Raw genomic sequence first — 19,255 nt, 5'->3', positions numbered from 1 at the left:
GAGTCACAACCATGTGTCTGGCCATGCCAGTTCAAGTGACCGAGCTGTTGCCCGGTCAGCGCGCGCGCGTCAGCGTGGATGGCGTCAGCCGTGAGGTGTCGGTGGCGCTGGTGGACGATCTGGCGGTGGGGGATTTTGTCATCCTGCACGTCGGCTACGCCATCGGCAAGCTGGACGAGGACGAGGCGCGGCGCACGCTGGCCTTGATTGCCGAGGCGGTGGGCAAACTCGCGGAGGGGGCGGCATGAAATACGTGGACGAATTTCGCGATGGTCACGCCGCGCGCGCGCTGGCGGCGGAAATTGCCGCCGTGGTCCAGCCCGACCGCCAGTATCGGCTGATGGAATTTTGCGGCGGCCACACCCACGCCATTGCCCGCTATGGGCTGAGCGCCCTGCTGCCGGACAATGTCGAGCTGATCCACGGCCCCGGCTGTCCGGTGTGCGTGCTGCCGATTGGCCGGTTGGACGGGGCGATTGCCCTGGCGCTGGAGCACGGCGTGACCTTGTGCACTTACGGCGACACCCTGCGCGTGCCCGGTTCCGGGCGCATGAGCCTGTACAAGGCGCGTGCCGCTGGCGGCGATGTGCGCATGGTCTATTCGGTGGACGACGCGCTGGCCCTGGCGCGCGCCGAGCCGCAGCGTCAGGTGGTGTTTTTTGCCATCGGTTTTGAAACCACCACGCCGCCCACCGCGCTGGCGCTGCTGACCGCGCGCGCCGAGGGGCTGAGCAATTTCAGCGTATACGCCAACCATGTGCTGACCCCGGCGGCGATGCGCCATTTGCTGGCCAGCGGCGACGGCGTGGCGCTGGATGGTTTTATCGGGCCGTCGCACGTCAGCACGGTGATTGGCTCGGACGTCTACGCCGACATTGCCCGCGATTCGGGCAAGCCGGTGGTGATCACCGGCTTTGAGCCGCTGGACGTGCTGATTGGCGTGCGCATGCTGATTGAGCAGATCAACCAGGGCCGCGCCGAGGTGGAAAACCAGTTCATCCGCGCGGTGACTGCCGCTGGCAACCGCAAGGCGCGCCAGGTGGTGGACGAGGTGTTTGCCCTGCGCCCGGCGTTTGACTGGCGCGGGCTGGGCGAGGTGGCAGCCAGCGCGCTGGCCATCCGCCCGGAATGGTCGGCCTGGGACGCCGAGGTGAAATTTGGCCTCACCACTCACAGCGTGGCTGATAACAAAGCCTGTGAATGCGGTGCCATTTTGCAAGGGCGCAAAAAACCGCAGGACTGCAAGGTGTTTGCCACGGTGTGTACCCCGGACAATCCGCTGGGGGCCTGTATGGTGTCCAGCGAAGGGGCCTGCGCCGCCCATTACAGTTATGGCCGTTTTGTCAGCAAGGAGCCGGCATGAGCATCAAACCAGGCTACACCCGACCGCTGGACCTGAAACATGGCCGGGTGGACATGACCCACGGCAGCGGTGGCCGGGCGATGGCGCAGCTGATTCACGAGCTGTTTGCCGCCGAATTTGGCAATGAATGGCTGGCGCAGGGCAACGATCAGGCGATTGTGCCGCCGCCGGGCGGTCGGCTGGCGGTGGCCACCGACGGCCATGTGGTGTCGCCGCTGTTTTTTCCCGGCGGCGACATTGGCAGCCTGGCGGTGCACGGCACGGTCAACGACCTGGCCATGGGCGGTGCCACGCCCTTATACCTGACCGTGGGTTTTATTCTGGAAGAAGGCCTGCCGCTGGCTGATCTGGCGCGCATTGTCCGTTCGCTGGCGCACGCCGCACGTGAGGCCGGCGTGGCGGTGATCACCGGCGACACCAAGGTGGTGGAGCAGGGCAAGGGCGATGGCGTGTTCATCACCACCACCGGCATTGGTGTGGTGCCCGACGGGGTGAATCTGTCTGGCCATCTGGCGCAGCCGGGCGACGCGGTGCTGGTGTCCGGCATGCTGGGCGACCACGGCGTGGCGATTCTCAGCCAGCGCGAGGGCCTGGCGTTTGCCGCCGATGTGGTCAGCGACAGCGCCGCGCTGCATACCCTGGCCGCCCAACTGGTAGCCGCCTGCCCGTCGCTGCGGCTGATGCGCGACCCCACCCGGGGCGGCCTGGCCACCACGCTGAACGAAATTGCCGTGCAATCCGGCGTCGGCATCCGCCTGGACGAAGCGGCAATTCCGGTGCGCCCGGTGGTGCGCGCCGCCTGCGAGTTTCTGGGACTGGATCCGCTGTACTGTGCCAACGAAGGCAAGCTCACCGCCATCTGCGCCGCCGCCGACGCCCCGGCGCTGCTGGCCGCCATGCGTGCCCACCCGCTGGGTCAGGACGCGGCCATCATCGGCGAGGTGATCGCCGACCCGCGCTGCTTTGTCCGCGCCCGCACCCCGTTTGGCGGCGAGCGGCTGGTGGACTGGCTGAACGGGGAGATGTTGCCGAGGATTTGTTGAGGCACGGTGGGCTGATCTGTTGTGCGGCAAACCTCTTCGTGTTCAACCAGGCGCTGACCTTACAGAAAGCCAACCACGAAGCGGGCGGTACACGAAGCGGGCGGTAATAGTGTCGTGGTCTAACTAACGATCATGGAGAGTAGCGCCACCCCAGAAGATGAAAGAGACTATCGGGTGGAAGTTGGCGGGTCGAGGTCGTATTAGTACTTTGCGGCTTGACCCAGCCTCTAACGTGACCTGCCAGACTGACTCGCACCCCGGATTGCTTCCATCGAGAGCGCACGCTAAACAGGCCGTTGGCGACTTGTCGCCTTCAGGCTCATTCAGTCCTGGTGCCCGCCTCCTTCCATCCTCAAGTGTAAATCGATAGGAAGCGCCATGGAACTGTCAGCACTGTACAAATGCGTCATCGGACTCGACGTCCATCAGGCGCAAATCACCGCCTGCGCATTGATTCAGCAACCCGATGGCAGCACGCGCATCGAGCAGCGGCAGTTTGGCGGCTTTGCCCGCGACCGCCGGGAACTCGCGGATTGGGCCGCTTCCTTGCACCCGGATGAAGTCGTGATGGAGAGCACCGGCATCTACTGGAAGAGCCCGTATGCCGCGCTGGAGGCAGTCGGCATCCGCGCCAAGGTGGTGAATGCCCGCCACGTCAAGCATGTCCCTGGCCGCAAGACCGATGTGGGCGATGCCCATTGGCTGGCGATGCTGGCGCGGGCCGGTTTGTTGCGCGCCTCGTTTGTCCCGCCTGCAGCATTGCGCGAATTGCGCCTGATTGCCCGTCAGCGACAGAAACTGGTTGGCCAACTGGCCTCTGAGAAGAACCGGCTGCACAAAGTGCTGACCGACAGTGGAATTCGCCTTGGCGTAGTGGTCAGCGATCTGCATGGGCAATCTGCCCGCGCCATGGTCAAGGCGATCATCGCCGGGCAAGCCCCACAGCAGGTGATCAACCTGGCCAGCCGCCGACTGAAGGCCAGCCGTGAGGAGATCTTCGATGCCCTACAAGGCGATCTGACCGCCAGTCACCGCTTCGTGCTCGACGAACTGATGCAGCATATTGAGGAGATCGAAGCCAGGATCGACCGCTTCGACGTCCGATTGCTGGCTGGGCTTGAATCCGAGCGGGGCACGCTGGCGCTGCTGCAAACGATCCCTGGCGTTGACCTGATCGGCGCGGCGATGCTGTTGGTGGAAATTGGCTCGGACATGGGCGCCTTCGGCAGCGCAGATCGTTTGGCTTCGTGGGTTGGCGTTTGCCCGGGCAACAACGAGTCGGCGGGCAAGCGCAAGTCAGGCCACACCCGCAAGGGCAACCCATATGTGCGCCGCCTGCTGTGCGAGTTTGCGCATGCCGCCAGTCGCACCACATCGGTGTTCAAGTCGAAGTTCCAGGCTCTTGTGGTCAGGCGTGGCTACAAACGCGCCATTATTGCAATTGGTCACAAAATTCTGCGCACGCTGTTCTTCATGCTCAAGCGGCGCGAGCATTACCGGGATTGCGCGACGGATTACGAGGCGCTCTCTGTTCAGCGCAATGCCCCACGCTGGATCAAGGCGCTGACTAAATTTGGCTTTATCACGCCAGCCAGCGCCTGATTCTGCATGGGCGTTTTTTTACATGGCCTTCGGGCCAGGGTGACGCTCGTCCTGGTGGTGGGCTCTTTCACGCTAAACCCAAAAACAGGATTGCTGCGCAATCCGCGCTATCCTTCCCCGCCCTGAAGGACGGGGATTGCCGCGCACTGGATCAAAACGCCTCTGGGCCAGGCTTGGCAAGCCGGCCTTCTGGCCGGATGCGCTTTGCTGAAATACCCCAATCCCTCAGGCGTGCTCAACCCAACTTACTGACAATATCCTTCGCTTCCCAATGCGGGAAGTAGCGGCGCACCAGCGCGTTGAGTTCCACCTCAAAGGCGCGCAGGCGGGCCAGTTCGTCAGCGTCGCTGCGTTGGCCGGCGTCAGCCAGGGCAGCAATCACCATGCCGGCTGCCGAGGTGGCGTTGCTGATGCGGTCGATGACAATGAAACCACCAGTCCCCCGGCAGTCGGTGTAGGCGTCAAACGCCGCCGGGGCGTTCAGGGTGACGTGTACCCGGCCAATTTCATTCAGCTTCAACTCGCTGGCAGCGCTGGCTTCCAGGCTGTTGACGTCGATGCGCGCTTCGATGGCGCTGATGCGGCCAGTCACTTTCTTGCCGCCCAGCTTGAACAGGTATTCCTTGCCCAGCAGCAGCGGGGTTTCGTCCATCCACACCAGATGCGCGCTCAGGTTTTGCGCCACTTGCGGTGCTGCTTCGCTGGCGTTGACCAGCATGTCGCCGCGCGAGATGTCGATTTCGTCTTCCAGGGTCAGGGTGATGGCCTGGCCGGCGTGGGCATAGTCCAGCTCGCCATCGGCGGTGACAATCGCCTTCACCTTGCTGCTCTTGCCGCCGGGCAGGGCGCGCACGGTGTCGCCAGGGCGGATGTGGCCGGCGGCGATGGTGCCGCAAAAGCCACGGAAATCCAGGTTCGGGCGGTTGACGTACTGCACCGGCAGGCGGAACGCCGCCAGCGGGGCGTCGCTTTCCAGCTGAATGCTTTCCAGCAAGGCCATCAGCGTTGGGCCGTCGTACCACGGCGCGCGCTCGCTGGCGCTGACCACATTGTCGCCGCGCAGGGCGGAAATCGGCACAAAGCGGATATCGGGAATGTTCAAGCCTTCAGCAAAGGCCAGGTAATCGCGGCGGATGTCGTCAAACACCTGCTGGCTGAAGTCCACCAGATCCATCTTGTTCACCGCCACAATCACATGGCGCACGCCCAGCAGCGACACAATAAAGCTGTGGCGGCGGGTTTGCGTCTGCACGCCACGGCGGGCGTCGATCAAAATCACCGCCAGGTCGCAGGTGGAGGCACCGGTGGCCATATTGCGGGTGTACTGCTCGTGCCCTGGGCAGTCGGCAATGATGAACTTGCGCTGCTCGGTGCTGAAATAGCGGTAAGCCACGTCGATGGTGATGCCCTGTTCGCGCTCAGCCTGCAGGCCATCCACCAGCAAGGCCAGGTCGATGTCCTGGTCGGTGGTGTTGTACTTTTGCGAGTCTTTGGCAATCGCGGCCAGATGGTCTTCAAAAATCAGCTTGGAATCATGCAGCAGGCGGCCAATCAGGGTGGATTTGCCGTCATCGACGTTGCCGCAGGTGATAAAGCGCAGCAGGTCTTTGTTTTCGTGTTGTTTCAAATAGCCAAGAATGTCGCTGGCAATCAGTTCGGACTGGTGTGACATGGTCGGGTTCTCTACTGTGTGGCCGTCGCCCGCGTGGGGCGGCGGCGGCAATCCGGAAAATGGCGTGGCGTCAGGCGCGCCGGGCTTTTAGAAATAGCCTTCCATTTTTTTCTTCTCCATCGACCCCGACTGATCATGGTCAATGGCGCGGCCCTGGCGCTCGCTGGTGCGGGTAAGCAGCATTTCCTGGATGATTTCCGGCAGGGTGGCGGCGGTGGATTCTACCGCGCCCGTCAGCGGGTAACAGCCCAGGGTGCGGAAACGCACCGAACGGGTTTGTGGCACTTCGCCTTCCTTCAGCGGCAGGCGATCGTCGTCCACCATCACCAGCAGGCCGTCACGATCGACCACCGGGCGCGGTGCCGAGAAGTACAGCGGCACAATTTCAATGTTTTCCAGATAGATGTACTGCCAGATATCCAGTTCGGTCCAGTTCGACAGCGGGAACACCCGGATCGACTCGCCCTTGTTCACCTGGCTGTTGTACACATTCCACCATTCCGGACGCTGGTTTTTCGGGTCCCAGCGGTGGTTTTTGTCGCGGAACGAGTACACCCGCTCTTTGGCGCGGGATTTTTCTTCATCACGGCGCGCGCCGCCAAACGCGGCATCAAAGCCATAATGATCCAGCGCCTGCTTGAGCGCGTCGGTCTTCATGATGTCGGTGTACTTGGCGCTGCCGTGGCTGAACGGGCTGACTTCACCGTTGGCCCCCACCGGGTTGGTGTGGGTGAGCAGTTTCAGGCCGTTCTTGCTCACCACCTGGTCGCGGAAGGCAATCATGTCGCGAAACTTCCAGGTGGTGTCCACATGCAGCAGCGGAAACGGCGGCTTGCCAGGGTAAAACGCCTTCAGCGCCAGATGCAGCATGACGGCAGAATCCTTGCCAATGGAATACAGCATCACCGGATTGTCAAATTCGGCGGCCACTTCACGGATGATGTGGATGGATTCGGCCTCAAGTTGCTTCAGGTGCGTCAGCCGGGAGTCAGGAATATCAATCGCCATGGTGGGTATGCGGCTTTCCATGCAAGGTTCGGTCATCCGTGCTGCGGCACAGCGCAGCACGCGCTCGGAGAATGGGTCGGGGTTTCGGGCAGTGCAGTATTGTGCCCGGCAGGTTGGCACTTTACCGCAAGCCGGGGCAAGCGCATAAACCAATTCGCCATATCCATATGACCAATCTGGCGTGAAAAGCCCGGCCAACCGGGTTAATCGGGCATAAAGCCGGCCTTGCGCCGTTCAGCTCAGCAGCACATACAACACCGGCGGCAGCACCAGCAGGCTCATCAGATTGCCAATCAGCACCAGCGACGCCACCCGGCTGGGCTCCTGCCGGTACTGTTCCGCCACCAGAAAATTCAGCACCGCCGGCGGCAGCGCGGCAAACAGCCACAGCCAGGCCTGCTGGTTGGCCGGCAGCGGCAACACCGGCTGCATCAGCGCCACCATCAATAGCCCGCTGGCCGGACACACCAGCCCGCCCAGCACGCCCAGCTTCCATTCCGCCCACGACACCCCGGCAATGCGCACCCCCAGCGAAAACAACAGCAAGGGCACCGACACATCACCCAGCATTTTCAGCCCCAGCGCCAGCGCATCGGGCAAGGCCCAGCCAGACAGGCTGACCAGCAGCCCGGCAGCGGTGGCCAGCATCACCGGCTGACGAAACAACCGGCCAATCGGCGCGTGGCGGTCCATCAGCCACAGACCGAGCGAAAAATGCAGAATCATTTCCACCAGAAACAGAATCACCGCACCTGGCAGCGCCACCGCGCCAAACGCCAGCACAATCAGCGGCAGGCCCATATTGCCCGAGTTATTGAACATCATTGGCGGCACAAAGGTCAGCGGGGCAATGCCCAGCAGCCGCGCCAGCGGCCAGGCCAGCAACCCGGAGCCCAGCACCACCCCCGCCGCACCCAGCGCCAGCCAGCCATACTGCGCCAGCTGCACATCCTTGCCGGCCAGGGCGACAAACACCAGCGCCGGCACAAACAAATCCATATTGATGCGGTTCACCGTCACCATATCCGGCGCATGCCGACGGCCATACAGATAGCCGATGAGCACGATGGACAACACCGGCAGCAGAATCGAGACAATCCGCAATAGCATGGGGGGCTCTCCAGACGAAGATTGAGGTCGGATGGTCAGACCAAACGGCCTGGCTGATTAAAAACCGGGAGAAATTTTCTCCCGGTGGAATGGATGTTGAGCGTCGGGTTAGGCACGATTTTCTGGAGCCAACGAGGTAGCCCACAGCGAGGCCCAGAATGCAAAAATGCATGAATTTAGATGATCTAGCTCTGGAAATGAAATCTGCCCAACCTTTTCTCTATCTCGGTACTCGACCTCTTGAAATTCAGCATTAAAAGTGCCGTGAGATATTGCATTTCGAATACGCCGAACTTGGTTGTGCATGAAAAGATCAAGAAATGCTTGAAGATGGGCATCTGGTTTTGGAATTGATTTCAGAACCTTCAAGATATCATCGGGGCGCATAAAAACCAAAGACACCCACGAACGGAAAACTATTGATGAAGAAGTAAGGCTCTCCGCCCGTAACAAACGATTAACAAATGGATCGCCTATACTTGGGCATGGAGGCAGGATCTTTTGTGCTAATTCGTCGTTGTCTCGAAGTAGCATCAAGGTGCTTGCAAGGCTCCACAAAGTGACTCCTTGCCTGAGGCGCTTCTCGAATGGTGCAAGCTGCGAGCAATATGGCAGTAAAGACTTCAGCAGTCCATGTGAATCATGCTCGTGGCGTTTCACCTCTGCAATTGCAGCGTCTAAGGATGGTTCAATCAATCGTCTCATGCGAGATGGTTCCGTATGCCTAACGTGGAGGTCACCGGACGCTGCGCGGCTTTATCGCACAGCGTCCGGTGTATCGAGCGTGCTCATCGGTAAAGTACTCATCGACAAAATTCTCACCTGATATGGGAAGATTAAGTTTATCTGCCAAGTAAGCTGAAGCCGCAGCTGCGCTTGCGGTTGCAAATGTAATGGCCTTCGCGCGTAGCTCTGGGATTGAGGCAAACTTTGCTTGCCGCAAACCCTTAGCGTCAAACGCCCCCCAACTCGCCGCCTGGAGCACTGCAACTAGGAGTTGGAATGCTTGTTCCTCAGAAGCAAGTGCCGACAACTCCGCGCTAATGTCTTCGATTGCATTCGCAAAGGCATTTGCGGTTCCAAAGTCGCTGGACCCTGCTTTGCCCAAGATGGTGCTGAAGTAGCTCGCAAAGGTAGTTGGGCGGTTGATAAGCGCTCTTACTAATTTTTGCGAGTAGGGCCGCTTGTCAAACAGCTTTTCTAATTCGGATTTGAAGTTGGTGAGTAGTTCAGCTTCATCAAGATGCACGACAATTGAAGTAAGTGCTGAAGTTGGATGGAGTAATTTCGATTCGGTCAGTGCTGGCGTTATGTCATCAATTTGTTTCGATAGTACTTGCCGAATTCGGGCGAGACAGGCCGGAGTTAGACCAATAATCAGCTTTCCATTGGCCGAAAGGAGCTGAACGACTATTGGCGAGTATTGCGGATCATCCGACTTAGCAGTAAGAACTCTTGTCCGTAATTCCTTGCTAACCAAATCTTGGTCCAATAGCGCAAGACCGATCAAGAAGTAGCTAGAGTTTTTAGCCAATGTGGGGTCGGTAGAAGTTATCGCCACTACAAGTTTTGCTATTAGCTGCGGAATTGCTTCGTCATGAAGGGGCGATATCTCCTCCTCAACAATCGCCTTCATCTCTTCGAATACAATTGTCGGGAAGAAGTTGACGTTACTGAGGCGCACCACGATCTCGCCTACAAGCTGAGTTGTGGACAGAATCGGACGGGACAAGAAACGGGTGATTGTCTCGTAGAAGATAAATCTTGCTTCCTCCGGTGAAGGCTTGTGGCCGGATGGATGTGCTGATTTGTTCCGTAATTTCCGCAATGTGGTTAAAAAGTCTACATCAAGGCCTGAGATCAAATTATTGGAGCCGAGTTGATCCATTAGATAGCTCTCGAATACGTCCTGGTTGCCTTTCCTCTTTGTGGCGTCCATGTGGATTGTTTTCGCTGCAGCGTTCACTTTACCAAGTTCGCCAAGTTTGGCGAGCAAGTCATCAAATAAGGCGATGTAACTCAGGACAACGCAACCCCGGTAGGCGCTGGCCATGTAGCAATTCATCGCCTCGCGCATGTAGTCTCGAATCTGCGTAGCAGAAATTGTCGCCAATAGTTCTTCCATGTCAGACAAATGTGCCACTTCTAGCCTCCCGAATTCTTTGTGAAAGATGCATAACGCCCAAGGCAAGCGTACGCCAGTAAGGGTCATGAAAATGCCAAAAGCATTGATTTTGTTGGTGTCTGCTTGACCGCCCAGTTAGGCAACTGTTTTTCTAGACCTGAGCGAGAACAGCATAAACGAACTGTTCTGTGTTGGAGATCCAGCTATTTAGTGTGGCTGGCGAGATTGATGCAACTCTATGGTTTCCTCGACCAGGACGTTGATTTTGATTTGTGTCTGCGCGATGAACAATCTGATGACGGCGCGACATAGCCTGCTCAAGTGTTGCCATGTACTGCTTAATGAGGTCAACATCCAGGCCAATTGATTCAAGTAACTGAATGACTTCTTTTGGATTGTTGTAATTGGATCGCTCCAAGCTCGCATCTGTTGACTCCTTTATGACTTCGTCGATTGTTTTGCCTCGATGGGAGGCAAGTTCCCCGAGATTGAATTTTGTTGCTGTGCCGCCAACAAGAGCGATTTTTTCTAGCACTGCCACGTTTGCTTGAGGTAGCTTCCAATAAGCCAAGCTCCGTAGCACATCCTCAAGAGTCGCGTGCAATAAGACTGTTGCGGCGCGTAACACATCCGTTGCTTGATGCCCCCTTCGGCCACTGCCTTTGCATGACAAATGATTTGTATAAATGGACACAAGGTTTCGCACGCGCTTAAGGTTGAGCTGGAATCGTTCTTCGATGATTGGCCGCATGAATACTCTTTACGTGTGTTGCCTAACGCGCGAGTTAAAGTTAACCGGAGCGGTGGGGCATGACGGTGTTTGGGGCAGAATGAAATGGGGCCCCAAACGGCGGCATGCCCCATCGCTTCCGGTTGAACGAATGGTTAGGCTTCAGCGCAGTAGGAGTGAAGTTCACCCCTTGCGAGGCGGAAGCGGTTTCCTCTCCACCTGCTTCCAATTGCCTTTGGCGTCAACCTTAAGCGTGTAGCGGAAGCGAAGCGTAGGCCATTGATTCGAATCGTTCGGCCCGAAGTCAGCCGCATCAACGACGATCGTATCGCGTGTATTGCCGACGAGCCTCTCGACAAAGCGCGTATTCAGTGCTACCGAAATGGCCGGGCTTGAGCGCAGCGGATCAACGTAGAAAGACCCGCCGCTGCCGACTTTGACAATCGCGAAGTTGGTTCCAACGGTTCCACTGCCGCCGTTGCATCCAATATCTCCAACCCACGTAACCAAGAATTCCGCTTCGCTTGCGTCGTCTGGGGTTCGTATCGGCTTGAGTGCGAGGATATCTTTGGCTGTCGCGGGAGCGTCAACACAAGAAATACCGTTCGCATAATTAGTCGCTGCCTTCAAGACGCCTCGGTTAATCTCCTGTACGGAAACTCCTGCAAGCTGTGCGAATGTAGGTGTACTAGCAGCAATCGCCGCAACTAAAGTGACACGCTTGATAATATTCATTGGATCTCCCTGGGGTTTTCGATATTGCTAGGCGTACATCGTAGAATTTCTGAAGCCTAACTTGTAATAGACGACAACTGTCGTCTTAATTGGCTTAGATGACTTTCGTATAAGCCAATAATATACAGCAACCTACCGTTTTGCCAAGATAGATCACTTTTGATGAAATTGTTGGACAAATCAGCAAACAACAACTTAAGGATGCGCTGATTTATTCAGAAAAATCGTGTTTGCCAAAATCAAAACCTAGCAAAATCAACAACCTGGATTCCCGCCTTCGCGGGAATGACGATTTTTTCAGCGTATCCCTAACAAACCCACGCCACCACACAAGGCATTGCACCATATCGGGCTGAAAAATCAGTGTAGGTTTAAGTCGAATGAATATATTCACGCCAGCGCCTTGGTCAGCGCTGGGAATACACGCACCTCCGCATCCCCAGCGCCACAACCATTATTACTCCGCATCCAACCCCTGCTGCACCAGCTCAGCCGCACGAATCACCGCGCGCGCCTTGTTGCGGGTTTCCTGCCATTCGGCTTCGGTTTGCGAGTCGGCCACAATCCCGGCACCTGCCTGCACGTACAAGGTGTGATCCTTGATCACCGCCGTGCGGATGGCGATGGCCAGGTCCATATCGCCGTTAAAACCCAGATAGCCCACCGCGCCGCCATACACGCCGCGCTTGCTGGGCTCCAGCTCGTCGATGATCTCCATTGCCCGCACTTTGGCCGCGCCAGACAGCGTGCCTGCCGGAAAGGTGGCGCGCAGTACGTCCAGATTGCTCATGCCCTGGCGCAGCCGGCCTTCCACACTGGAGACAATATGCATCACATGCGAGTAGCGCTCGATGATCATGTTTTCGGTAATCTTCACCGAGCCAACGTCGGCCACCCGACCCACATCGTTACGGCCCAGGTCCATCAGCATCACATGTTCGGCAATTTCCTTCGGGTCGGCCAGCAGGTCTTCGGCCAGCGCTTCATCTTCCAGGCGGGTCTGGCCGCGTGGGCGGGTGCCGGCAATCGGGCGCACGGTGACGGTCTGGTTTTCCTGGCGCACCAGGATTTCTGGCGATGAGCCGACCACATGGAAGTCGTCGAAATGATAGAAAAACATATACGGCGACGGGTTCAGGCTGCGCAGTGCGCGGTACAGCGACAGCGGCGGTTCGCTAAACGGCATTTGCATGCGCTGGCTCAGCACCACCTGCATGATATCGCCGTCAACAATGTAGTCCTTGGCGCGCAGCACCGCGTTTTTGAACGGCTGCTCGCCAAATTCCGACACGGCTTCGCTGCGTGGCACCGGCCCCTGCAGCGGCAACGGCGCGGGCTGGCGCAGCAGGGTGCGCAGCTGGGCCAGCCGGGTTTGCGCCTTGGCGTAGGCATTGGGCACTGCCGGGTCGGCGTACACAATCAGATACAGCTTGCCGGACAGATTGTCCACCACCGCCAGCTCTTCGGATTGCATCAGCAGGATGTCCGGGGTGCCGATCGGGTCGGGCTTGGCCGGGCGGGCGGCGAGTTTTTTCTCGATCAGCTTGATGGTTTCGTAACCAAAATAGCCGACCAGGCCGCCGGCAAAACGCGGCAAGCCTTCGTGCGGCGGCGTGGAAAAGCGCGCCTGAAAGGCCTCGATAAAGCCCAGCGGGTCGCCTTCGTGGGTTTCCACCACGCGGTCGCCGTGCTCCACCTGCACGCGCAGGCCATTGACGCGCAAGCGGGTGGCGGCGGGCAGGCCGATAAAGGAATAACGGCCAAAGCGCTCGCCGCCGACCACCGATTCCAGCAGATAGGAATACGGCTGGTTGGCCAGCTTCAGGTAGACCGACAGCGGGGTGTCCAGGTCGGCAAACAGGGAAAGAATCACGGGAATGCGGTTAAAACCTTGACGCGCCAGCGCGTCGAATTCGGCTTGGGTCAGCATGACAGGGCTCCGAACAACAACAGTTAAAATCAGACGGGATGGGAGTCGGACGGGCAACGCCATCGCAGGGTGTTCGGATACGCAGTCATGACAGCAGGCAATCCACAGGGGTAAAAAAGACAATGGCAGGATTCTTGCCCATTTTGCCGCCGGGCACAAGCGGCGGCAGGGGCGCAGGCCTCAATCAAAACAGCAATGGCATGGGCGGCCAGCGCAGAGGCAAGACGGCAGCCAGATCAAGCGCCAGCGCTGTCACCCCCCAAAGCGGGGCGACGCTGAGGCGACAAGCCGGTTTTGCCACGCTATACTCTGGCCCGCAGCAGCCTGTGCCGACACTTGGCCAGGCTGCTGCTGCGTCTTCGGGGCGGGGTGTAATTCCCCACCGGCGGTATGGCCTTCGGGCCGAGCCCGCGAGCGCTTTCGCCGCCTTGGCGAAAGGTCAGCAGATCTGGTGCGATGCCAGAGCCGACGGTGATAGTCCGGATGAAAGAAGATGATGCCTCCCGGCCTGCTCAAGGCAGCCGGGAGGGTTGGCGTGCGCGCTCGTTGCCCGCCGACGGGCCAGCCATGGCCCGCTTTTCTGCCCGGTGACGTGTTTCTCATGAACCATTTTTGAGGACCGTTCCCATGAATTCTCCTGTTGAATTACTCTCCCTGCGCATGGATGCCGCCCTGGCGGCGTTGCGGCGTGGCCTGCCGGTGGTGGTCAGTGATGACGACGACCGCGAAAACGAAGCCGATCTGATTCTGGCCGCCGATGCGCTTAGCGTGGCAGAAATGGCCCGGCTGATCCGCGATTGCAGCGGCATTGTCTGCCTGTGCCTGACCCCGGAACATGCCGAACGGCTGGCCCTGCCACCGATGGTGGCAGACAACCGCAGCCGCTATGGCACGGCGTTTACCGTCAGCATTGAAGCGGCAGAAGGGGTAAGCACGGGCGTGTCGGCGCAGGATCGGGTCACCACCATCCGCGCCGCCATTGCACCCGACGCCCGGCCCGAGCATCTGGCCCGCCCGGGTCATGTCTACCCGCTGGTGGCCCGCCCCGGCGGGGTGCGCGAGCGGCGCGGCCACACCGAGGCAGCCGTGGCGCTGGCGCAACTGGCTGGGTTCAGTCCTGCCGGGGTATTGTGCGAGCTGATGAACCCGGATGGCAGCATGATGCGTGGTGCCGAGCTGGATGCCTACGCTGAACAGCACCACCTGCCCCGGCTGACGGTGGATGAGCTGGTACGCTGGCTGGATCGTTAGGGATACGCTGAAAAAATTGTCATTCCCGCGAAGGCGGGAATCCAGGTTTTTGATTTTACTGGGTTTTGTTTTTGGCAAAAACGGTTTGTCTGAATAAATCAGCGCATCCTTAGGGATGGATTACGCCACATTTTGCCCGCACGTTCCTGCCCGGCTGGTCGGCATCGCCCGCCGCAGACTTCGACATCGCCCGCACCTTCAGGTCTTCGAGGCAGACAATCGCGTGGTTTTGGCTGATTGCGTTGGTCGCCTGGTGCAGGAAGTCTTTGCGGATGTTGCCGATGCGGCGAAGCGGCGCGTGTTGGGCTGTTGCTCGCCGTTCGGCATGCGTTCATTATTGAGGGTGTTTCTCAACGACAGGACGCCTGCGGCGTCCGCGCCTTATATCTATCACCTATCTGTCACCGCCCTGAAGAACGGTGATATAAGGCGCGTCGGATAATTGTGGTTTACCCCATTCCCGCCGGCTGCCCATTCCCCCTGTCTGCCGGGCCAAGACCGGGTGGCGGGCGGCCACAGGCGGGGGCATGACGGGATCAGCGCCGGCATGGCCCTCTTGCAGTCGGCTGACCCAAGGTAGCGCCATCATGTTGGCTTGCAGCACTGAACTCTGGCGGGAAACCCTGCACCATCACCTCAAGGGGCTGCTGGTCAATCTGGTGGCGATTGTTGCTGCTGCGCTGATTCTGCAAACCAATGCGCCGCCCTGGTTCAAAACCTGGGCGATGGCGTCGCTGGCGCTGACCACCGCGCGCTTTGTGTTTTATCTGCACTGCAAGCAGGTGCAGCGCCGTCAGCCCGGTACCCCGCCGCCGCGCGGTCAGGTGCGGCTGCACCATCTGGCCGTGCTGCTGGCCGGGGCCAGCTGGGGCGCGCTGGGCTGGTGGGGCATGCCGTTTTTTGTGGGCGCGCAGCAGTTTGCCATTCTGGTGATTCTGTCGGCGCTGGCCGGTGGTGCCACCGGCACGCTGGCACCGATGCGGGTGACTGGCAAGCTGTATGTGCTGCTGCTGATTGTGCCGGCCTGCGTGCAGATTCTTGCCCACGGCGGCGCAGCATCGCTGATGCTCACCGTGCTGGGCGGAATGTTTGCCTGGGTGATGGTCAGCAGCCACCACCATAACCACCTGCTGCTGGTGCGTTCCATTGCACTGGCGCGGGACAAGGAAGCGCTGGTGCAGGCGCTGTCGGCCAAAACCGAACAGGTGCTGAAAACCAACAGCCATCTGGAGGAACGGGTGGCCGAGCGCACCCGCGAACTGCACCAGATTGCCCACCACGACCTGCTCACCGGCCTGCTCAACCGGCGCGGCATCCTGTTTGCCGAAGCCTCCGTGCAAGCGCATCAGGCGGCCAGCCTGGCCACGCTGTTTATCGACCTCGACCGCTTCAAGCAGATCAACGATGGCCTGAGCCACGACTGGGGCGACCTGGTCTTGCAGGAGGTGGGCCAACGCCTGCAGCAGGTGGCGCAGACGCTGGCCAGCCAGTGTCACGCCCGGCTGCATCTGGTCAGCCGCTGGGGCGGCGACGAATTCATTTTATGTCTGGTATGCGATGCGCCTTCGGCGCTGGCCATGCAGCAGGTGGCCCGCGCCGTGCAGGCGCGGCTGGCCGAGCCCTGTGTGATTGGCGGCCATCATCTGCATCTGGGGGCCAGCATCGGCGTGGCCCTGCACCCGATTGACCCGGCCCTGACCCTGAAAACCGCCATCAGTTGCGCCGACCTGGCTACCTCGGAAGCCAAGCGGCTGGGGCGTGGGCGGGTGGAGGGCTACCGCGACGAACTGGCCACCCGGCAGCAGCGCAAACTGGCGCTCAGTGTGGCGCTGAACACCGCCCACCAGGACGGTTCGCTGCACCTGCTGTTTCAGCCGATTGTCTGCGCCCACAGCGGCGTGCCGGTGGCCTACGAAGCCTTGCTGCGCTGGCATTGCGCTGGCCTGGGCCCAGTGTCGCCGGAAGAATTCATCCTGCTGGCGGAAGAAACCGACCATATTGTCGCCCTGGGCCACTGGGTGCTGCACCAGGCCTGTCAGACTGCCGCCGGCTGGCCCGGCCCGACGCCAGCCAAGGTTGCCGTCAACACCTCGATCAGGCAGTTGGTCAGGGCGGATTTTTGCGCCGAAGTCAGCGCTGCGCTGGCGCAATCCGGCTTGCCGGCAGTGCGGCTGGTGATCGAAGTGACCGAGAGTGTGCTCGACGCGCAACACCTGCAGCAGGCGCTGACCAGCCTGCACGCCCTGCATCAGCTGGGCGTGGAGATTCACATTGACGACTTTGGCACCGGCTATTCGTCGCTGTCGCGCCTGCGCGAATTTCCGGTGCATGCCATCAAGATCGACAAGAGCTTTGCCCTGTCCGGCGATGTGCATTCCCTGGCAGTGATTGAAGGCGCGGTGCTGATTGCCCATCGCTTTGGCCTGCGGGTGATTGCCGAAGGCATCGAGTCTGCCGCACAGGCCAGCGCGCTGGCTCTGCTGGGGGTGGACGAACTGCAGGGCTACTGGTTTGGCCGCCCATCGGCACAGGGGCCGGGCGCAGCAGCAGGGCGCTGATCGGTTTTTTGTGGTGATTGCGTAAGCCCTGAACACCCCACATCCCGATAAAAACAGCAACCCCGCCCAATGCGATGCATTGGGCGGGGTTGCTGTTTTGCCAAAGCGGCCTTGCTGAATCACGCCGCATCACGCCGCGCTTTTTTACAGCTTTTTTATACGCCCCACCCCAATCTTGATCCCGTCTTTACACCGCCCTGCCTAAAGTGACAGCGTGTTTCCGACCGGGAGTTTTCCATGAATGATCTGCTGTGCCTGACCAGCCTGCTGGCGCTGTATGCCGCCACGCACGGCCTGGTGTGGGCGTATGCCGCGCTGCGGCGCAAGGGGGCGCGATGACGCTACTGACCTGGATGGCTGCAGGGCTGGCGCTGGGCCTGGCGGCCTGGCTGGTGTATGCCTTGCTGAATGCGGAGGAAATCGGATGATGACCGCATTTTTCTGGTTGCTGGCGCTGTTCATGCTGTTGCTGAGCCTGAGCGTGCGCCCGATGGGGGCGTGGCTGGCCCCGCTGGCCACCGAGCAGTTGCCGGCGCGCTGGCAGACGCTGGACGCCGCACTGTTGCGGCTGGCCGGGATTCGCCCCCGGCCAATGAACTGGCGTGACTATGCGCTGGCGCTGCTGGTGTTCAGCCTGCTGGGCGCGGTGCTGCTGTATGCGCTGCAACGGCTGCAAGGCAGCTTGCCATTCAACCCGCAGGGGCTGGGTGCGGTGGAAGCCGGCTCGGCGTTCAATACCGCCATCAGTTTTGTCAGCAATACCAACTGGCAAGGTTATGCCGGCGAAACCACCATGAGCTATCTGACCCAGATGCTCGGGCTGGCGGTGCAAAACTTTTTGTCGGCAGCCAGCGGCATTGCCGTGGCGTTTGCGCTGATGCGCGGCTTTGCCCGGCGGGAAAGCGCCGATCTGGGCAATTTCTGGGTGGATGTGCTGCGCATCAGCGTGTACGTGCTGCTGCCTTTATCCTTGCTGCTGGCGCTGGTGCTGGTCAGCCTGGGCGTGGTGCAAACCCTGGACCCGGCGCTGACCGTGCATCCGCTGGCCGGCGGCACCCAAACCCTGGCGCTGGGGCCGGTGGCGTCGCAGGAGGCGATCAAGCTGCTGGGCACCAATGGCGGTGGTTTTTTCAACGCCAATTCAGCGCACCCGTTTGAAAACCCCGGCGAGCTGAGCAATCTGCTGCAGATGCTGGCGATCTTCTTGATTCCGGCGGGGCTGTGTCATGCGTTTGGCCGGGTGGTGGGCGACCGTCGCCAGGGCTGGGCGCTGTATCTGGCCATGAGCGTGCTGTTTGTGCTGGCCGCCTGCGCGGTGGCGCTGTTCGAGGCACAGGGCAACCCACGGCTGACCGCGCTGGGCGCAGATGGCTTGATGGGCAATCTGGAAGGCAAGGACCTGCGCTTTGGCATGGCCGGCAGCAGCCTGTTTGCCGCGGTGACCACGGCGGCCAGCTGCGGGGCGGTGAACGCCATGCACGATTCGTTTACCCCGCTGGGCGGCATGGTGCCCATGTGGTTGATGCAGTTGGGTGAAGTGGTGTTTGGTGGGGTGGGGTCTGGCTTGTACGGCATGCTGGTGTTTGCGCTGCTGGCGGTGTTTGTCGCCGGGCTGATGGTGGGGCGCACGCCGGAATATCTGGGCAAGAAAATCGAGGCCTTCGAGATGAAGATGGTGGCGCTGGTGATTCTGGTCACGCCGATGCTGGTGTTGCTGGGCGCGGCGCTGGCGGTGGTCAGCCCCGCTGGCCTGGCCGGGCTGGCCAATGGCGGCGCGCACGGGTTTTCGGAAATCCTCTATGCGCTGTCGTCGGCAGCCAACAACAATGGCAGCGCCTTTGCCGGGCTGTCGGCCAACACCCCGTTTTATAACGGTTTGCTGGGTGGGGTGATGTGGCTGGGGCGTTTTGCCGTGATCGTGCCGGTACTGGCGCTGGCCGGCTCGCTGGCAGCCAAGAAAACCCTGCCGCCTTCGCTGGGCAGCATGCCCACCCACGGCGGGCTGTTCATTGGCCTGCTGATTGGCAGTGTATTGCTGGTGGGCGCACTCACCTACCTGCCCGCGCTGGCCCTGGGGCCCGTGGTTGAACATCTGACCCTGTGGCAATGACCAGGGCAAGGAGAACGC

At 60.2% G+C, this 19,255-nt stretch carries 16 protein-coding genes and 1 riboswitch; of the genes, 8 read left to right on the top strand and 8 right to left on the bottom strand.

Annotated features, from left to right (window positions below; genetic code table 11):
* The first annotated feature begins 23 nt into the window (after positions 1–23).
* From BXU06_RS08440 to BXU06_RS08425, 4 genes are all read left to right on the top strand, one after another.
* On the top strand, positions 24–248 hold the full coding sequence (locus BXU06_RS08440) for a HypC/HybG/HupF family hydrogenase formation chaperone (RefSeq protein ID WP_253189425.1): 225 nt from the start codon (positions 24–26) through the stop codon (positions 246–248).
* Positions 245–1,363, top strand: a complete 1,119-nt coding sequence (gene hypD / locus BXU06_RS08435; RefSeq protein WP_077298619.1) for a hydrogenase formation protein HypD — start codon at positions 245–247, stop codon at positions 1,361–1,363. The genes BXU06_RS08440 and hypD overlap by 4 nt, the downstream gene beginning before the upstream one ends.
* Complete coding sequence (hypE, locus tag BXU06_RS08430; protein WP_077298617.1) at positions 1,360–2,406, top strand: hydrogenase expression/formation protein HypE; 1,047 nt, start codon at positions 1,360–1,362, stop codon at positions 2,404–2,406. The genes hypD and hypE overlap by 4 nt, the downstream gene beginning before the upstream one ends.
* Positions 2,407–2,784: 378 nt before the next feature.
* Complete coding sequence (locus BXU06_RS08425) at positions 2,785–4,008, top strand: IS110 family transposase (protein WP_077296620.1); 1,224 nt, start codon at positions 2,785–2,787, stop codon at positions 4,006–4,008.
* Positions 4,009–4,243: 235 nt separating this feature from the next.
* Here BXU06_RS08425 and cysN read toward each other — a convergent pair whose 3' ends face one another.
* The 8 genes from cysN to trpE form a co-directional block, all read right to left on the bottom strand.
* Positions 4,244–5,680, bottom strand: coding sequence for a sulfate adenylyltransferase subunit CysN (gene cysN, locus BXU06_RS08420; RefSeq protein ID WP_077298615.1), 1,437 nt, complete (start codon positions 5,678–5,680; stop codon positions 4,244–4,246).
* 87 nt (positions 5,681–5,767) lie between these two features.
* The gene (cysD, locus tag BXU06_RS08415; RefSeq protein WP_077298613.1) at positions 5,768–6,688 is read right to left on the bottom strand and encodes a sulfate adenylyltransferase subunit CysD; all 921 of its coding nucleotides are present in this window, start codon (positions 6,686–6,688) and stop codon (positions 5,768–5,770) included.
* A 234-nt stretch (positions 6,689–6,922) separates the two neighbouring features.
* Positions 6,923–7,798: an AEC family transporter gene (locus BXU06_RS08410; RefSeq protein ID WP_077298611.1), complete on the bottom strand. Its 876-nt coding sequence runs from the start codon at positions 7,796–7,798 to the stop codon at positions 6,923–6,925.
* 108 nt (positions 7,799–7,906) lie between these two features.
* A complete protein-coding gene (locus BXU06_RS17365) occupies positions 7,907–8,503 on the bottom strand; it encodes a hypothetical protein (protein ID WP_150125157.1) in 597 nt (198 codons plus the stop codon).
* A 31-nt stretch (positions 8,504–8,534) separates the two neighbouring features.
* The gene (locus tag BXU06_RS08405) at positions 8,535–10,010 is read right to left on the bottom strand and encodes a hypothetical protein (protein ID WP_077298609.1); all 1,476 of its coding nucleotides are present in this window, start codon (positions 10,008–10,010) and stop codon (positions 8,535–8,537) included.
* 64 nt (positions 10,011–10,074) lie between these two features.
* Complete coding sequence (locus BXU06_RS17360) at positions 10,075–10,674, bottom strand: HEPN domain-containing protein (RefSeq protein ID WP_150125156.1); 600 nt, start codon at positions 10,672–10,674, stop codon at positions 10,075–10,077.
* 162 nt (positions 10,675–10,836) lie between these two features.
* Entirely contained in the window at positions 10,837–11,388 is a 552-nt protein-coding gene (locus tag BXU06_RS08395) for a hypothetical protein (protein ID WP_077298605.1), read from the bottom strand.
* A gap of 457 nt (positions 11,389–11,845) precedes the next feature.
* Positions 11,846–13,318 (bottom strand): anthranilate synthase component I, encoded by a 1,473-nt coding sequence (gene trpE, locus BXU06_RS08390; RefSeq protein WP_171982164.1) that lies wholly within the window; start codon positions 13,316–13,318, stop codon positions 11,846–11,848.
* A 351-nt stretch (positions 13,319–13,669) separates the two neighbouring features.
* Positions 13,670–13,817: riboswitch (FMN riboswitch) on the top strand.
* Positions 13,818–13,945: 128 nt separating this feature from the next.
* Between trpE and ribB the strand changes: the two genes are divergently transcribed.
* From ribB to kdpA, 4 genes are all read left to right on the top strand, one after another.
* Positions 13,946–14,569, top strand: a complete 624-nt coding sequence (gene ribB / locus BXU06_RS08385; protein ID WP_077298603.1) for a 3,4-dihydroxy-2-butanone-4-phosphate synthase — start codon at positions 13,946–13,948, stop codon at positions 14,567–14,569.
* Between the two features lie 115 nt (positions 14,570–14,684).
* Positions 14,685–15,011, top strand: coding sequence for a hypothetical protein (locus BXU06_RS17690; RefSeq protein WP_171982163.1), 327 nt, complete (start codon positions 14,685–14,687; stop codon positions 15,009–15,011).
* Positions 15,012–15,156: 145 nt separating this feature from the next.
* A complete protein-coding gene (locus BXU06_RS08375; RefSeq protein WP_171982162.1) occupies positions 15,157–17,127 on the top strand; it encodes a bifunctional diguanylate cyclase/phosphodiesterase in 1,971 nt (656 codons plus the stop codon).
* 424 nt (positions 17,128–17,551) lie between these two features.
* Positions 17,552–19,237 (top strand): potassium-transporting ATPase subunit KdpA, encoded by a 1,686-nt coding sequence (gene kdpA / locus BXU06_RS08365; protein ID WP_216352561.1) that lies wholly within the window; start codon positions 17,552–17,554, stop codon positions 19,235–19,237.
* Positions 19,238–19,255 lie beyond the last annotated feature (18 nt).

Source organism: Aquaspirillum sp. LM1 (genome assembly GCF_002002905.1).
Taxonomy (GTDB): domain Bacteria; phylum Pseudomonadota; class Gammaproteobacteria; order Burkholderiales; family Aquaspirillaceae; genus Rivihabitans.
Note: the sequence above shows the minus strand (reverse complement) of the source record. Positions and strands in the feature narration are given on the sequence as shown.

Coding starts and splice junctions, on each gene's coding strand:
- cysN (WP_077298615.1), bottom strand. CDS start 5,680: ATGTCACACCAGTCCGAACTGATTGCCAGCGACATTCTTGGCTATTTG.
- BXU06_RS17365 (WP_150125157.1), bottom strand. CDS start 8,503: ATGAGACGATTGATTGAACCATCCTTAGACGCTGCAATTGCAGAGGTG.
- BXU06_RS08375 (WP_171982162.1), top strand. CDS start 15,157: ATGTTGGCTTGCAGCACTGAACTCTGGCGGGAAACCCTGCACCATCAC.
- BXU06_RS08425 (WP_077296620.1), top strand. CDS start 2,785: ATGGAACTGTCAGCACTGTACAAATGCGTCATCGGACTCGACGTCCAT.
- BXU06_RS08395 (WP_077298605.1), bottom strand. CDS start 11,388: ATGAATATTATCAAGCGTGTCACTTTAGTTGCGGCGATTGCTGCTAGT.
- ribB (WP_077298603.1), top strand. CDS start 13,946: ATGAATTCTCCTGTTGAATTACTCTCCCTGCGCATGGATGCCGCCCTG.
- BXU06_RS08410 (WP_077298611.1), bottom strand. CDS start 7,798: ATGCTATTGCGGATTGTCTCGATTCTGCTGCCGGTGTTGTCCATCGTG.
- hypD (WP_077298619.1), top strand. CDS start 245: ATGAAATACGTGGACGAATTTCGCGATGGTCACGCCGCGCGCGCGCTG.
- trpE (WP_171982164.1), bottom strand. CDS start 13,318: ATGCTGACCCAAGCCGAATTCGACGCGCTGGCGCGTCAAGGTTTTAAC.
- kdpA (WP_216352561.1), top strand. CDS start 17,552: ATGATGACCGCATTTTTCTGGTTGCTGGCGCTGTTCATGCTGTTGCTG.
- BXU06_RS08405 (WP_077298609.1), bottom strand. CDS start 10,010: ATGACCCTTACTGGCGTACGCTTGCCTTGGGCGTTATGCATCTTTCAC.
- hypE (WP_077298617.1), top strand. CDS start 1,360: ATGAGCATCAAACCAGGCTACACCCGACCGCTGGACCTGAAACATGGC.
- BXU06_RS17360 (WP_150125156.1), bottom strand. CDS start 10,674: ATGCGGCCAATCATCGAAGAACGATTCCAGCTCAACCTTAAGCGCGTG.
- cysD (WP_077298613.1), bottom strand. CDS start 6,688: ATGGCGATTGATATTCCTGACTCCCGGCTGACGCACCTGAAGCAACTT.
- BXU06_RS17690 (WP_171982163.1), top strand. CDS start 14,685: ATGGATTACGCCACATTTTGCCCGCACGTTCCTGCCCGGCTGGTCGGC.
- BXU06_RS08440 (WP_253189425.1), top strand. CDS start 24: ATGCCAGTTCAAGTGACCGAGCTGTTGCCCGGTCAGCGCGCGCGCGTC.